Genomic DNA, 13,939 nt, shown 5'->3' with positions numbered 1-13,939 from the left:
GTCCGGCTTTCACCGTCGGTGAGAGCGGGAGCCGTCGACACCCGCCCTGCTTTCCAGAGTGACCTCGTCCATGCGGTACGTGGGCCTGAGAGTTTCCGGGGAGGATTTGCTCCTTCGGCGCCCTCCGATGGTGTCCGGAGGACTCTCCCGCACGGGGTCAGCAGCCGCTGCCAGCGTACCAGCGAGGGCAACCCCCGGACCTTCGAGTGGCCGCCGGACCGATTGTGCCGTTTCGTAGTGCTGACGAATGACTGCGGATTGCGACCAGTGGAGGGCCCGTGCAGACCGACATCGATCCGCGCAACCTGATCGGCCGCAAGGCCTTCGACCGCAACGGGACCCGGATCGGCACCATCGACGAGGTCTATCTCGACGACGCCACCGGCATACCCGAGTGGGCGGCGATACGCACCGGCCTGTTCAGCAGGGACGCCTTCGTCCCCCTGGAGCCGAGCGAGCTGATCGACGGCAGCCTCCACATTCCCTTCGAACGCGCCCTGATCAAGGACGCCCCCGACTTCGGCGTGGGCCGCCACCTCTCCCCGGAGCAGGAACTCCAGCTCTACCACCACTACGGTCTGGACATCTCCGCGCCTCCCCCGCTTCCGGACCGCGACTTCGGCAAACTCGCCGACCGCGACGACCGCCACGCCTGAGAGCCCCCGGAACCGGAGCACGAAGCCCGCGGCCCACTCACACCTGTGAGTGCCCCGGATCCATGCCCCCGGGACCCGCCCCCGAGCCATCGCTCGTCTCCGCACCACCCTGCGGCCTCTCGCTCTCGCCGAGGCTTCGATCCACCAGGGGCAGCGGATCCGCCGGCTGCAGGGCCGGGTCGTCGGTGCGGAAGGTCCTCACCCGTCCCACCGCCGAGCCGGGTGTCTCGAACCGGACCGTGACCCGGCCCAGGCCGCTGCCCTGGACCCACCCGTGCCCGTACTCGGTGTGCCGTACATCGTGCCCGGCCGGCCAGCTCCGCTCCACGCTCGTCCGCCGCTCCTCCTCCGCGGGTGCGGCCATCTGCGCCTCCTCGCCCGGCGACTCCTCCCCCCGGCCCCCCGCCGCCTGCGCGAACAAGTCCTCCTGGGTGTAGTCCGCGAGCCCGCTGACCCCCACCCCCAGCAGCCGTACTCCGCCCGTCGTGTCGACCGACCCCAGCAACCGCGCCGCCGCCTCACGCACCACCGTCGGATCGTCCGTGGGGCCCCGCAGCGTCTCGGACCGGGTGAGCGTCGAGAAGTCGTAGCGCCGCACCTTCAGCACGATGGTCCGTCCCGCCAGCCCTGCTCCCCGCAGCCTGCGCACACAGCGATCGGCGAGCCGCCGCACCTCCGTCCCGACCCGCACCCGGTCGTGAATGTCCACGTCGTACGTGTCCTCGACCGACACCGACTTCGTCTCCCGCTCGGCCACCACGGGCCGTTCGTCCCGTGCCAGGGCCATGGCGTACAGCGCGTGTCCGTGTGCCTTGCCGAGCAACCGCACCAGCTCGTCCTCCCCGGCCTCGGCGAGCTCGTCGATCGTGTGGATCCCGGCCCTGCGCAGGTGGTCACCGGTGGCGGGCCCCACCCCCGGCAGCGTCCGGACCGGGAGCGGTGCCAGCAGGGACCGCTCCCTCCCCGGCTCGATGAGCACCAGCCCGTCGGGCTTCGCCTGCTCCGAGGCGATCTTCGCCAGCATCTTGGAGGCGGCGAGCCCGACGGACCCGGTGAGCCCGGTGACCGCCCGTATGTCCGCGCGCAGTCTCGCCCCGGCCAGCCGGGCCGACCGCTCGTCCCAGGCCGCCCCGCCGGCCTCCAGGTCCACGAACGCCTCGTCCAGGCTCAAGGGCTCCACCAGCGGCGACAGCGCCCGCAGCAGCCCCATCACCTGGTCGCTGATCGACCGGTAGAACGCGAAGCGCGGCACGAGATACGCCGCGTTCGGCGCGAGCCGTCGCGCCTGCGCCATGGGCAGCGCGGAACGGATGCCGAAGAGCCGGGCCTCGTACGAAGCGGTGGCGACCACTCCACGTGGCCCGAGCCCGCCCACCACCACGGCTTTCCCCCGCAGGCTCGGCTTGGACGCCTGCTCGACCGAGGCGAAGAAGGCATCCATGTCGAGATGCAGGATGGTGGGCGCGGATCTCACATCTTCGATGCTGCCCTACGCCACTGACAATGCCCTGCCACCCGGGCCGGCCACCGGCCGCCCCGGACGCGTCCCGGACGACACGGACCGCTCAGCGGCACCGACGGCTCAAACGGCTCGGTTCCGCCGCCGCGCCAGCTCGTCCGCCGGGTTGGGCCCGATAAGCGTCTCCCCGGTGTCGACACGCTCCCCGTGCAACTGGGACAGCGCGCTCTCGACGTCCCGCCACACCACACCGACGGCGATCCCGAAGATCCCCTGGCCACCCTGGAGCAGGGCATGGACCTCATCCGGCGTGTCGCACTCGTAGACCGTGGCGCCGTCGCTCATCAGCGTCATGCGCTCCAGATCACGAAAGCCTCGCTCCCGCAGATGCTGGACGGCGGTACGGATGTTCTGCAGCGACACGCCGGTGTCCAGGAACCGCTTGACGATCTTCAGGACGACGACGTCCCGGAAGCTGTACAGCCGCTGCGTCCCGGAGCCGTGCGCGGGCCGCACACTGGGCTCGACCAGTCCCGTGCGGGCCCAGTAGTCCAGTTGCCGGTAGGTGATACCGGCGGCCGCGCAGGCCGTGGGGCCGCGATAACCGATCTCCTCGGACACCATGGACGTCGTCGCCCCTCCGCTGCTCGGCACGGCCGACGGCCGCTGCGGAGCATGATCGGCCACACTGCCGTAATGGGCATACGCCCCGCTCGCGCGGAGCTGAGGGCCTGGGTGAGGGTACGGACCTCTCGCCCCGAGACCGTGTCCGGGGGCACCCCCGGCCGTACCGTCGCCGGTGCTTCTCACGCCGACCTCCGTCCTCGACCTGCCTCCTCGACGGTAGGCAGTCACCAAGGGTGCGTCAACGATCGCCACACTCGGCACGCCGAGTGATAATCACCCTAAGAGTGGTTTCCCGTGTCCCACCGCGGGGAAAGGCTAGCCGAATGCCTTCTGTGCGGGCCGTGCGACGCCCTCGCGCGCCCCCGGCCCGAGCGGGAATCCGGCGGGACGGTCACCGCCGCTCACTGACTGCTGGAGCCGAAATCCTCCGGCGAGATCTGGTCGAGGAACTCGCGGAACTTCTCCACCTCGTCCTCCTGCTCGTCCGGAATGGCGATCCCCGCGTCGTCGAGGACCGTGTCACTGCCGTAGATCGGCGTCCCCGTGCGCAGCGCCAGCGCTATGGCGTCGGACGGCCGGGCACTGACCTCCACGCCGCTGGCGAAGACCAGCTCCGCGTAGAAGACCCCCTCGCGCAGATCCGTGATGCGCACTTCCGTGAGCTCTTGACCGACGGCTTCCAGCACGTCCTTGAAGAGGTCGTGGGTCAGCGGGCGCGCCGGAGCCATGCCCTGCTGGGCGAAGGCGATGGCCGTCGCCTCCCCCGGCCCGATCCAGATGGGGAGGTACCGGTCGCCTCCCACTTCGCGCAGCAGCACGATCGGTTGGTTCGAGGGCATTTCGACCCGGACACCTACGACATCGAGCTCGTTCACACAGCAACCCTAGGCCGTGCCCGGGACGTTTGGGTAGTCGGGCCGGGATCAGGTGGCCGATCCGGTCCCCCGGCCCCGTGCCCCTCAGGGCAGCCGCACTCCGAGCGCCGAGCTCACCAACGCGGCGTGCAGCTTCACCGTGAGACCGGCGAGCTCCTTCGCACGCGCCTGCGCATGAGCCCTGGTCTGCGGATTGCGGTGGCGTTTGAGCGGGGCGACGACCTGGTCCACCAGCCCGGCCTCCCGCTCCGCGGCGGCCTTCATCGCCCTCAGGTGTCTCGGCTCGATCCCGAACCGCCCCAACTCGGTGATGAGACCGGCGACGGTGACCGCCTCGGCGTCGTACACCTCGCCCTCGACGGGAGCGAGCAGCCCGTACGACTCCCACTCCGCGAGCTGCTCCTGGTCGATGCCGGCGGCCGCCAGCAGCTGCGCCCGCCCGATCCGGGCCGCCGTGGAGGCAGGATCGGCGGACGGCTCGGGGCCGGCTTCCCCCTCCCGCTGCCGGGACAGCACCGGCAGCGGGAGGGCCTCGCCGCGCTCCATCGCCTCCACGTGCTCACGGATCACCTTGAGCGGCAGGTAGTGGTCCCGCTGCATCCTCAGGACATGACCGAGCCGCTCGACGTCCGCCGCGCTGAACTTGCGATACCCCGAGGGGGTCCGCCGCGGCTCGATGAGCCCCTCCGACTCCAGGAAGCGGATCTTGGAGATGGTGACTTCGGGGAATTCCTCGCGCAGCGTGTTCAGCACCGTGCCGATGCTCATCAGTCCGGTTTCCGCTGCGGCGGCGCCGTGCCCGGCACCGCCGCTCGGTGTGTGAAGCATGGACCTTCCCTGGGGTCAGGGTGCCCCGGACGGAACCCGGGGAGGGTCAGTAGCCCCGCTGGCTCGCGTAGAACACCAGCCGGTACTTGCCGATCTGCACCTCGTCACCGTTCGACAGACCGACCTGATCGATGCGCTCACGGTTGACGTACGTGCCGTTCAGACTGCCCACGTCGGCCACGGTGAAGGAACCGTCCTGGCCGCGGCGGAACTCCACGTGCCGACGCGAGACCGTCACGTCGTCCAGGAAGATGTCGCTCTGCGGGTGCCGGCCGGCCGTCGTCAGATCTCCGTCCAGCAGGAAGCGGCTTCCCGAGTTCGGCCCGCGGCGCACGACCAGGAGCGCCGAACCCACCGGCAGAGCGTCGACGGCCGCCTGCGCCTCGGGCGACAGCATCGGCATCTGCGTCTGGCCGGTGACCTCCGCGTCGTAGGCCTCGAGACCGGAGATGGAGATGGTGGAGGTCGTCTCGGAGGGGCGCTCCGGGGCGACTCCGGGCCGGAGCGGAGCTCCACAGTTGGAGCAGAACCGGCTGTTCTCCGGGTTGCGGTTACCGCACCTCGCACATACCAGGACCGACATGGACGGATCCTCCTGCCCACCGGGGGCTTGGGACGCGTACGGGTCGGAGAACCCTCCACCCGTACCTGAGGTTGACGGTTGCCCGAAACCTATGCCGCTCGACTGCGCAAGGTCAACCGACGGCGCGCCCTGGCCGTCCACCTGGTCCCGGAACAGCGGACGCGAACCTTCCGTCTCCGGCTGGGCACGATGCCGGGCAGCCTCACTGTCGCGGCCTTCTCGTGCGCTCTTGCCGAACAACTTCCCAAACAACTTCACGGGCGATTCCCCTTGACCGAAACAGACCCGCCCGTGGGGCAGGACGAACCCTGACTGAACACATTGGCCGACCCGGACATCTTCACAACGTCCGTATCCACCAGACAGTTTCCACCACGCACCACCCATTCGGTGCGCCGACCCCCCGCAACCTCTTGCCCTCGCCGGTCACCCCCCATGCACCCCCGGTTCACGGGGAGGACGACCGAGCGTAGTCAGGCTGCTTCGCCGGCCGCAAGGCATCCACGACGATCTTGGCCGACCTCTCCACGGAGGCGGTGGCCTGTTCCTTCTCGAGAGTCTGCACCACACCTCCTGGGATGTTGAGCGCCGGTTCGAGATCCTGCGGCTTGCCGATGACCTTGAAACGATAGGGGGCAGTGATCTTGTTCCCGTCGACACTCACCCCATTGCCGGAATCGGACAGGTAGGTGCCCGCCACGACCCGCACGCCGTCCAACTGGATGGCCTCGGCACCGGCCGCGCGCAGCTCCTGGACGGCGTCGAGCAGCATGTTCGCCTTCACCATCCCCTTCGTGTCCTCGATGACCAACGTGATGCCGGGCCCCTGCGCGGCCACGGTGCCCGCCAGGATGCCGAGTTGCCGTTCCTTCTCGGCTGTCTGTCTCCGGGCCTCCTCGGCCTGGTCCGAGCTGTTCTCCAGCTCGTCACGCTGCTTCTCGAGCCCTTGCTTCTCATCCTCAAGACGCTCCGTGCGGTCGTCGAGTTCATCGAGGATACGGACAAGATCTTCCTGACGAGCGCCGCGCAGCGCACTGTCACCCTCGCTGTTCGAGGCGACCTGGACGGCCAGGCCGAAACCCAGGCCGAACAGCAACACGGCGACGATGAGTTGAGCCCGGGTGATCCGTGGCGGCCACAATCCCTTCACCAGTCGCTGCCGTCCGGTCAGATCGGATCCGGGCGGCTCCGGCGGTGTCCCCCCGTCCTCGACCGTCGGCGTGGGCGCGGACACGGGCGCGGGCACCTCGTCGGGCAGCTCCTTGCGGAGGCTGCCACCGGCTGCCGGGCGTGGTCCGGGTACCGAGTGTGGTCCGGCTGCCGGCTCGGGCGTCGTCCTGTCGTGCTCGTGATCGCTCATCGCCCTCACGCCCGGAACACGTGCCGGCGGATCGCCGCGGCGTTGGAGAAGATCCGGATGCCGAGGACGACCACGACCCCGGTGGACAGCTGGGCTCCCACGCCCAACTTGTCGCCGAGGAAGACGATCAGCGCGGCCACCACCACGTTCGACAGGAACGACACCACGAAGACCTTGTCGTCGAAGATGCCGTCGAGCATGGCCCGCAGCCCGCCGAAGACGGCGTCGAGCGCCGCCACGACGGCGATCGGCAGGTAAGGCTCGACGACTGCCGGAACCTCGGGCCGGACCAACAGGCCGGCCACGACTCCCACGACGAGGCCCAGTACGGCGATCACGATGTGCCCTTCTCAGTTGCAGATGTCGTCTCGGTCATCGGTTGTGCGGTTCGTACGATCACACTCGGCGCGGCGGGCAGCCGGAGGGCGTCCTCCACCGAAAGTTCGGTGCGGATGTCGTAGCTCTCCTCCAGGGCCTGCAGATACAGCCCGTCCGCACTGTTCTGGAACCGGCTGCTCAGCTGTCGGCCGTCCCCCACCGCGAGCACCGTGTACGGCGGTACCAGCGGCCTGTTGTCGACCAGTATCGCGTCTCCCGCGGCCCTGATCGCAGACAGAGCGGTCAGCCGCTGCCCATTGATCGAGACGGCCTCGGCACCGGACTCCCACAGCCCGTTGACCACGCGTTGCATGTCACGGTCGCGGACCCGCCCGGTGTCGGAGAAACCGGAGGTCGACCGCGCGTCGCCGTCCCCGCCCACGCTCGTGTCCTTGGCGTCGTTCACCACGAGCTTCACTCCGGGGCCGTGCACCGCGACGGCACCCGCCAGGACGCCCACCAGTTCGGTGCGGTCGCCCTCACCGCTGTGCCTGAGCGCCTCGCGCTGCCGCGCGCCCACATCGTCACGGAGTGCGTCGACGCCGTCCTTGAGCTTGTCCGCCGCCTCGGTCTCGCGGTCGATCCTGTCGATCAGTTCCTCGCGCTCCTTGGCGACGACGGGGGCCGCCACCCTGGCTTGCGCGGCTCCGACGGTCACGACCAGAGCGGCGAGCACCAGACCACCGGCGAGCCCCAGTTTCGCCCTGAGGGTCTTCGGCATACCGCCGCTGCCGTCGGCCTGCTTTCGCGCGGCGGCCTCGGCGTATCCCTCGTCGAGGCTGTGGTCCATCACGTTGGTGAGCAACGACATGGACGCGTCCGGGCGCGGAGGCCGCTGGGGTGTGCTCCGAACGGGGGATTGCTGCGGCATGCCGCACATCGTCGCACGCCACGGCCACTACCTCCGAACGGCCCTACCGGCGTGCCGGACAGGCCCCGTTGGGGGCACTTGTCCGGCACGCACGTGTACCGCTGGTTCTGCCGTTCCGCCTATCGTCCCGCGCTGTCCACGACGGCCGCCCACTCGTCGAGCAGGGCCTGGGCGGAGGCGTCGTCGGGTCCCTCCGCCCACAGGTGGGTGACCGCCTCCGCCGGGTCGGGCAGCACCATCACCCAGCGGCCGTCGGGCTCCACCACGCGTACACCGTCCGTGGTGTCCACGAAGCGTTCACCGGCCTCCTCGACGACCCGCCGCATCACCAGTCCCTTGACGGCCCACGGAGTCGCCAGATCGCGCTTGATCACGTGCGCGCGCGGGATCCGCGCGTCGATCTGGCTGAGCGTGAGCTGCGTCCTCGCCACCAGACCGATGAGCCGGACGAAGGCCGCAGTGCCGTCGTAGACCCGGCTGAACTCCGGGACGATGAAACCGCCCTTGCCGTCACCGCCGAAGATCGTCCCCTCTTCCCCGCCCACGCGCGTCAGGTCGTCGGGCGAGGTGGTCGTCCACTCCACCTGCGTGCCGTGGTAGGCCGCCACCTGTTCGGCGATCCTGGTGGTGGTCACGGGGAGCGCGACCCTGCCGCTGCGCCGCTCGGCCGCGATGAGGTCGAGCAGGACGAGCAGCGCCCGGTCGTCCTCGACGATCCTCCCCTTCTCGTCGACCAGGGACAGCCGCTCGCCGACGGGGTCGAACCGCACACCGAACGCGGCACCGGAGGACGCCACCATCTCACCGAGCCGCACCAGCCCCGAGCGTCGCATATCGGCCGTCTCGGTCGGCCTGGACTCGTTCAGGCCGGGGTTGATGGTCAGCGAGTCGACACCGAGTTTGCCGAGCAGACTCGGCAGGACGAGCCCCGCGCTGCCGTTCGACGCGTCCACGACGACCTTCAGCCCGGACTCCGCGATTCCCGTGGTGTCGACGTTCCGCAGCAGTGACCCGGTGTACGAATCGAAGACACTCGCCGGGAAGTGCAGATCACCGATCTCTCCCGGGAACGCACGCCGGTACTCCTGTCGCGCGAACACCCGGTCCAGTTTGCGCTGGCTGCCTTGCGAGAGGTCGGCGCCCTGTCCGTCGAAGAACATGATGTCGACCGAGTCGGGCACGCCGAGTGTGGTGCGGATCATGATGCCGCCCGCGCTGCCCCGCGCGGTCTGCTGCCGGGCCACGGGCAACGGTACGTTCTCCAGGTCCCGTACGTCGATGGCACTGGCCTGCAACGCGGAGATGACCGCACGCTTCAGGGCACGGGCACCACGGGAGTGGTCCCGGGCCGTGGTGACCGTCGACCCCTTCTTCAGCGTCGTCGCGTAGGCACCGGCCAGCCGCACGGCGAGTTCCGGAGTGATCTCGACGTTCAGGATTCCGGAGACCCCACGGGCTCCGAAGAGATGTGCCTGCCCTCTGGACTCCCAGATGACCGAGGTGTTGACGAAGGCGCCCGCCTCGATCGTCTTGAACGGGTAGACCCGCACATTCCCTTGGACGATCGATTCCTCGCCGATCAGGCATTCGTCGCCGATGACGGCGCCGTCCTCGATCCGCGCCGCGCGCATGACGTCGGTGTTCCTGCCCAGGACACAGCCCCGCAGGTTGCTGTGCGGGCCGACGTACACGTTGTCGTGGACGACGGTCTTGTGCAGGAAGGCCCCGCTCTTCACGACGACGTTGGATCCCACGATCGTGTGCTCACGGATCTCGGCGCCGGCCTCGACCTTGGCGTAGTCACCGATGTAGAGCGGACCGCGCAAGACGGCATCGGGATGCACCTCGGCACCCTCGGCCACCCATACACCCGGCGAGATCTCGAAACCGTCGATATCGACGTCGACCTTGCCCTCCAGGACGTCGGCCTGTGCCTTCACGTAGCTCTCATGGGTGCCGACATCTTCCCAGTAGCCTTCGGCGATAAAGCCGTAGACGGGTTTGCCTTCCTTCATCAGCTGCGGGAAGACGTCACCGGACCAGTCGACGGGCACATCCGGCTCGACATAGTCGAAGACCTCGGGCTCCATGACGTAGATCCCGGTGTTCACCGTGTCGGAGAAGACCTGCCCCCAGGTCGGCTTCTCCAGGAAACGCTCGACCTTGCCCTGCTCGTCCACGATGGTGATACCGAATTCCAGCGGATTGGGCACCCGGGTCAGGCAGACCGTGACCAGCGCGCCCTTTTCCTTGTGGAAATTGATCAGCTCAGTGAGGTCGAAATCCGTCAGAGCATCACCGGAGATGACAAGGAAGGTGTCGTCCTTCAATGCCTCTTCGGCGTTCTTGACGCTTCCCGCGGTACCGAGTGGCTTCTCCTCATTGGCATAGGTGAGCTCCATTCCGAGCTCTTCGCCGTCACCGAAGTAGTTCTTGACCAGCGATGCCAGGAACTGGACGGTCACAACGGTTTCGTTGAGCCCATGCTTTTTGAGCAACCGCAGAACGTGCTCCATGATCGGCTGGTTGGCCACCGGCAGGAGCGGCTTGGGCATGCTTGAGGTCATGGGGCGAAGGCGTGTGCCTTCACCCCCGGCCATCACGACGGCCTTCATGTCGGAAGCGCCCTCCTCTAAGAGACGACGGTCTAGCCGACTTCACCCACCAAGATTGTCCCGCACGTTTCGACTGCGGGCCATCGCGCCACTCTGCGCGTGCCAGTCAGCGAGTTCAGCCGGCCATGGCGTCCGCACGCACCAGGCGGCGGACTTGAACCACATAGAGGACTCCTGCCCACCAGTACAGCGTTGTACCCCATCCGGCGAACGCCCATCCGAAAACAGCGGCAAGTGACGAGATCCAGCCGCTGCCGTCGCTGAGCAGAAGCAAGGGGAAGGCATACATCAGGTTGAAGGTGGCCGCCTTCCCGAGGAAGTTCACCTGCGGCGGCGGATAGCCGTGCCGCCGGAGGACACCCACCATCACCAGCAGAACCAGCTCACGTGCCAGTAGTACGACCGTCAACCAGAGCGGAAGAATCTCGCGCCAGGTGAGTCCGAGCAGAGTCGACAGGATGTAGAGTCGGTCGGCCGCAGGATCAAGAAGCCGGCCGAGGCTGCTGATCTGATTCCACCGTCGCGCGAGTTTGCCGTCCAGGTAGTCACTGACACCGCTCAGCGCGAGCACCAGAAGCGCCCAGCCGTCGCTCTTCGGGCCGCCGAACTCAGGCCTGAGGATCAACCACAGGAAGAGAGGGACGCCGAGAAGCCGCGCCATGCTGAGGATGTTCGGGATGGTGAGGACACGGTCCGTCTGGACGCGAGTCTCCTGGACCTCCACCCGGGGGCCTCCTGTGGGAAACGTACCAATGATGCTCACTGACCCTACCTCAATACAAAAAAGCTCTGGCTCTTGGGCTGCGTGCCCAAGAGCCAGAGCTCTAAAAGAAGTTCGGCGGCGTCCTACTCTCCCACAGGGTCCCCCCTGCAGTACCATCGGCGCTATAAGGCTTAGCTTCCGGGTTCGGAATGTAACCGGGCGTTTCCCCTACGCTATGACCACCGAAACACTATGAAACACTCAACCGCACCACGCCGTGGCCCGGCATGGGGTCGTTCGTGGTTTCAGAACCAACACAGTGGACGCGAGCAACTGAGGACAAGCCCTCGGCCTATTAGTACCGGTCAACTCCACACCTTACGGCGCTTCCATATCCGGCCTATCAACCCAGTCGTCTACTGGGAGCCTTACCCCATCAAGTGGGTGGGAGCCCTCATCTCGAAGCAGGCTTCCCGCTTAGATGCTTTCAGCGGTTATCCCTCCCGAACGTAGCCAACCAGCCATGCCCTTGGCAGGACAACTGGCACACCAGAGGTTCGTCCGTCCCGGTCCTCTCGTACTAGGGACAGCCCTTCTCAAGACTCCTGCGCGCGCAGCGGATAGGGACCGAACTGTCTCACGACGTTCTAAACCCAGCTCGCGTACCGCTTTAATGGGCGAACAGCCCAACCCTTGGGACCGACTCCAGCCCCAGGATGCGACGAGCCGACATCGAGGTGCCAAACCATCCCGTCGATATGGACTCTTGGGGAAGATCAGCCTGTTATCCCCGGGGTACCTTTTATCCGTTGAGCGACGGCGCTTCCACAAGCCACCGCCGGATCACTAGTCCCGACTTTCGTCCCTGCTCGACCCGTCGGTCTCACAGTCAAGCTCCCTTGTGCACTTACACTCACCACCTGATTGCCAACCAGGCTGAGGGAACCTTTGGGCGCCTCCGTTACTCTTTAGGAGGCAACCGCCCCAGTTAAACTACCCATCAGACACTGTCCCTGATCCGGATCACGGACCCAGGTTAGACATCCAGCACGACCAGACTGGTATTTCAACGACGACTCCCCCACCACTGGCGTGGCGGGCTCACAGTCTCCCAGCTATCCTACACAAGCCGAACCGAACACCAATATCAAACTGTAGTAAAGGTCCCGGGGTCTTTCCGTCCTGCTGCGCGAAACGAGCATCTTTACTCGTAGTGCAATTTCACCGGGCCTATGGTTGAGACAGTCGAGAAGTCGTTACGCCATTCGTGCAGGTCGGAACTTACCCGACAAGGAATTTCGCTACCTTAGGATGGTTATAGTTACCACCGCCGTTTACTGGCGCTTAAGTTCTCAGCTTCGCCCCACCGAAATGGAGCTGACCGGTCCCCTTAACGTTCCAGCACCGGGCAGGCGTCAGTCCGTATACCTCGCCTTACGGCTTCGCACGGACCTGTGTTTTTAGTAAACAGTCGCTTCTCGCTGGTCTCTGCGGCCACCCCCAGCTCACACTGCAAGAGTGCTCACCGGTGATGGCCCCCCTTCTCCCGAAGTTACGGGGGCATTTTGCCGAGTTCCTTAACCATAGTTCACCCGAACGCCTCGGTATTCTCTACCTGACCACCTGAGTCGGTTTAGGGTACGGGCCGCCATGAAACTCGCTAGAGGCTTTTCTCGACAGCATAGGATCATCCACTTCGCCACAATCGGCTCGGCATCGGGTCTCACCCTGGATGAGTGGCGGATTTGCCTACCACTCGGGCTACACCCTTACCCCGGGACAACCACCGCCCGGGCTGGACTGCCTTCCTGCGTCACCCCATCACTCACCTACTGCAGGTCTGGTCCGTCGGCTCCACCACTCCCCTCAACTCCGAAGAGATCGGGGCGGCTTCACGGACTTAGCATCGCCTGGTTCGATGTCTTGCGCTTCACAGCGGGTACCGGAATATCAACCGGTTGTCCATCGACTACGCCTGTCGGCCTCGCCTTAGGTCCCGACTTACCCTGGGCAGATCAGCTTGACCCAGGAACCCTTGGTCAATCGGCGCACACGTTTCTCACGTGTGTATCGCTACTCATGCCTGCATTCTCACTCGTGAACCGTCCACAACTCGCTTCCGCGGCTGCTTCACCCGGCACACGACGCTCCCCTACCCATCACGATCCCCGTTGGGGGTTGATATCGCAATGACACGACTTCGGCGGTACGCTTGAGCCCCGCTACATTGTCGGCGCGGAATCACTAGACCAGTGAGCTATTACGCACTCTTTCAAGGATGGCTGCTTCTAAGCCAACCTCCTGGTTGTCTGTGCGACTCCACATCCTTTCCCACTTAGCGTACGCTTGGGGGCCTTAGTCGATGCTCTGGGCTGTTTCCCTCTCGACCATGGAGCTTATCCCCCACGGTCTCACTGCCGCGCTCTCACTTACCGGCATTCGGAGTTTGGCTAAGGTCAGTAACCCGGTAGGGCCCATCGCCTATCCAGTGCTCTACCTCCGGCAAGAAACACGCGACGCTGCACCTAAATGCATTTCGGGGAGAACCAGCTATCACGGAGTTTGATTGGCCTTTCACCCCTAACCACAGGTCATCCCCCAGGTTTTCAACCCTGGTGGGTTCGGTCCTCCACGAAGTCTTACCTCCGCTTCAACCTGCCCATGGCTAGATCACTCCGCTTCGGGTCTTGAGCGTGCTACTGAAGCGCCCTGTTCGGACTCGCTTTCGCTACGGCTTCCCCACCCGGGTTAACCTCGCAACACACCGCAAACTCGCAGGCTCATTCTTCAAAAGGCACGCAGTCACGACATGCAGGCAAGCCTGCATGCGACGCTCCCACGGCTTGTAGGCACACGGTTTCAGGTACTATTTCACTCCGCTCCCGCGGTACTTTTCACCATTCCCTCACGGTACTGTCCGCTATCGGTCACCAGGGAATATTTAGGCTTGACGGGTGGTCCCGCCGGATTCACACGGGATTTCT

Annotated in this window: 11 protein-coding genes, 2 rRNA genes and 1 riboswitch (1 of these 14 running past the window's edge); of the genes, 1 reads left to right on the top strand and 12 read right to left on the bottom strand. The window is 66.2% G+C overall.

Annotated elements, in window-relative coordinates; translation table 11 throughout:
• Positions 1-63 precede the first annotated feature (63 nt).
• Positions 64-160: riboswitch (glycine riboswitch) on the bottom strand.
• Between the two features lie 118 nt (positions 161-278).
• Complete coding sequence (locus ACTWJ9_RS28570; protein WP_279337143.1) at positions 279-656, top strand: PRC-barrel domain-containing protein; 378 nt, start codon at positions 279-281, stop codon at positions 654-656.
• Positions 657-693: 37 nt separating this feature from the next.
• Here ACTWJ9_RS28570 and ACTWJ9_RS28565 read toward each other — a convergent pair whose 3' ends face one another.
• From ACTWJ9_RS28565 to ACTWJ9_RS28510, 12 genes are all read right to left on the bottom strand, one after another.
• The gene (locus tag ACTWJ9_RS28565) at positions 694-2,130 is read right to left on the bottom strand and encodes a DNA polymerase IV (RefSeq protein WP_388708213.1); all 1,437 of its coding nucleotides are present in this window, start codon (positions 2,128-2,130) and stop codon (positions 694-696) included.
• Between the two features lie 108 nt (positions 2,131-2,238).
• A complete protein-coding gene (locus ACTWJ9_RS28560; protein WP_443294923.1) occupies positions 2,239-2,925 on the bottom strand; it encodes a MerR family transcriptional regulator in 687 nt (228 codons plus the stop codon).
• Positions 2,926-3,143: 218 nt separating this feature from the next.
• A complete protein-coding gene (locus ACTWJ9_RS28555; protein WP_003988851.1) occupies positions 3,144-3,617 on the bottom strand; it encodes a bifunctional nuclease family protein in 474 nt (157 codons plus the stop codon).
• Positions 3,618-3,701: 84 nt separating this feature from the next.
• The gene (gene ftsR, locus ACTWJ9_RS28550; RefSeq protein ID WP_443294922.1) at positions 3,702-4,445 is read right to left on the bottom strand and encodes a transcriptional regulator FtsR; all 744 of its coding nucleotides are present in this window, start codon (positions 4,443-4,445) and stop codon (positions 3,702-3,704) included.
• Positions 4,446-4,491: 46 nt separating this feature from the next.
• The gene (locus ACTWJ9_RS28545; protein WP_443294921.1) at positions 4,492-5,415 is read right to left on the bottom strand and encodes an FHA domain-containing protein; all 924 of its coding nucleotides are present in this window, start codon (positions 5,413-5,415) and stop codon (positions 4,492-4,494) included.
• Positions 5,416-5,476: 61 nt separating this feature from the next.
• Positions 5,477-6,388, bottom strand: coding sequence for a DUF881 domain-containing protein (locus tag ACTWJ9_RS28540; protein WP_279337138.1), 912 nt, complete (start codon positions 6,386-6,388; stop codon positions 5,477-5,479).
• Positions 6,389-6,393: 5 nt separating this feature from the next.
• Complete coding sequence (locus tag ACTWJ9_RS28535; RefSeq protein WP_003988855.1) at positions 6,394-6,726, bottom strand: small basic family protein; 333 nt, start codon at positions 6,724-6,726, stop codon at positions 6,394-6,396.
• A complete protein-coding gene (locus ACTWJ9_RS28530; RefSeq protein ID WP_279337135.1) occupies positions 6,723-7,637 on the bottom strand; it encodes a DUF881 domain-containing protein in 915 nt (304 codons plus the stop codon). Before ACTWJ9_RS28530 ends, ACTWJ9_RS28535 begins: the two co-directional genes overlap by 4 nt.
• Positions 7,638-7,756: 119 nt before the next feature.
• Positions 7,757-10,252: a mannose-1-phosphate guanyltransferase gene (locus ACTWJ9_RS28525; protein ID WP_279337134.1), complete on the bottom strand. Its 2,496-nt coding sequence runs from the start codon at positions 10,250-10,252 to the stop codon at positions 7,757-7,759.
• 115 nt (positions 10,253-10,367) lie between these two features.
• On the bottom strand, positions 10,368-10,976 hold the full coding sequence (locus ACTWJ9_RS28520; RefSeq protein ID WP_279337133.1) for a CDP-alcohol phosphatidyltransferase family protein: 609 nt from the start codon (positions 10,974-10,976) through the stop codon (positions 10,368-10,370).
• A 109-nt stretch (positions 10,977-11,085) separates the two neighbouring features.
• Positions 11,086-11,202 (bottom strand): 5S ribosomal RNA (rrf, locus tag ACTWJ9_RS28515).
• 88 nt (positions 11,203-11,290) lie between these two features.
• Positions 11,291-13,939 (bottom strand): 23S ribosomal RNA (locus ACTWJ9_RS28510); it runs 474 nt beyond the window's last position.

This window comes from Streptomyces sp. GDS52 (assembly GCF_052246875.1).
GTDB classification, from domain to species: Bacteria; Actinomycetota; Actinomycetes; order Streptomycetales; family Streptomycetaceae; genus Streptomyces; species Streptomyces cathayae.
Note: the sequence above shows the minus strand (reverse complement) of the source record. Positions and strands in the feature narration are given on the sequence as shown.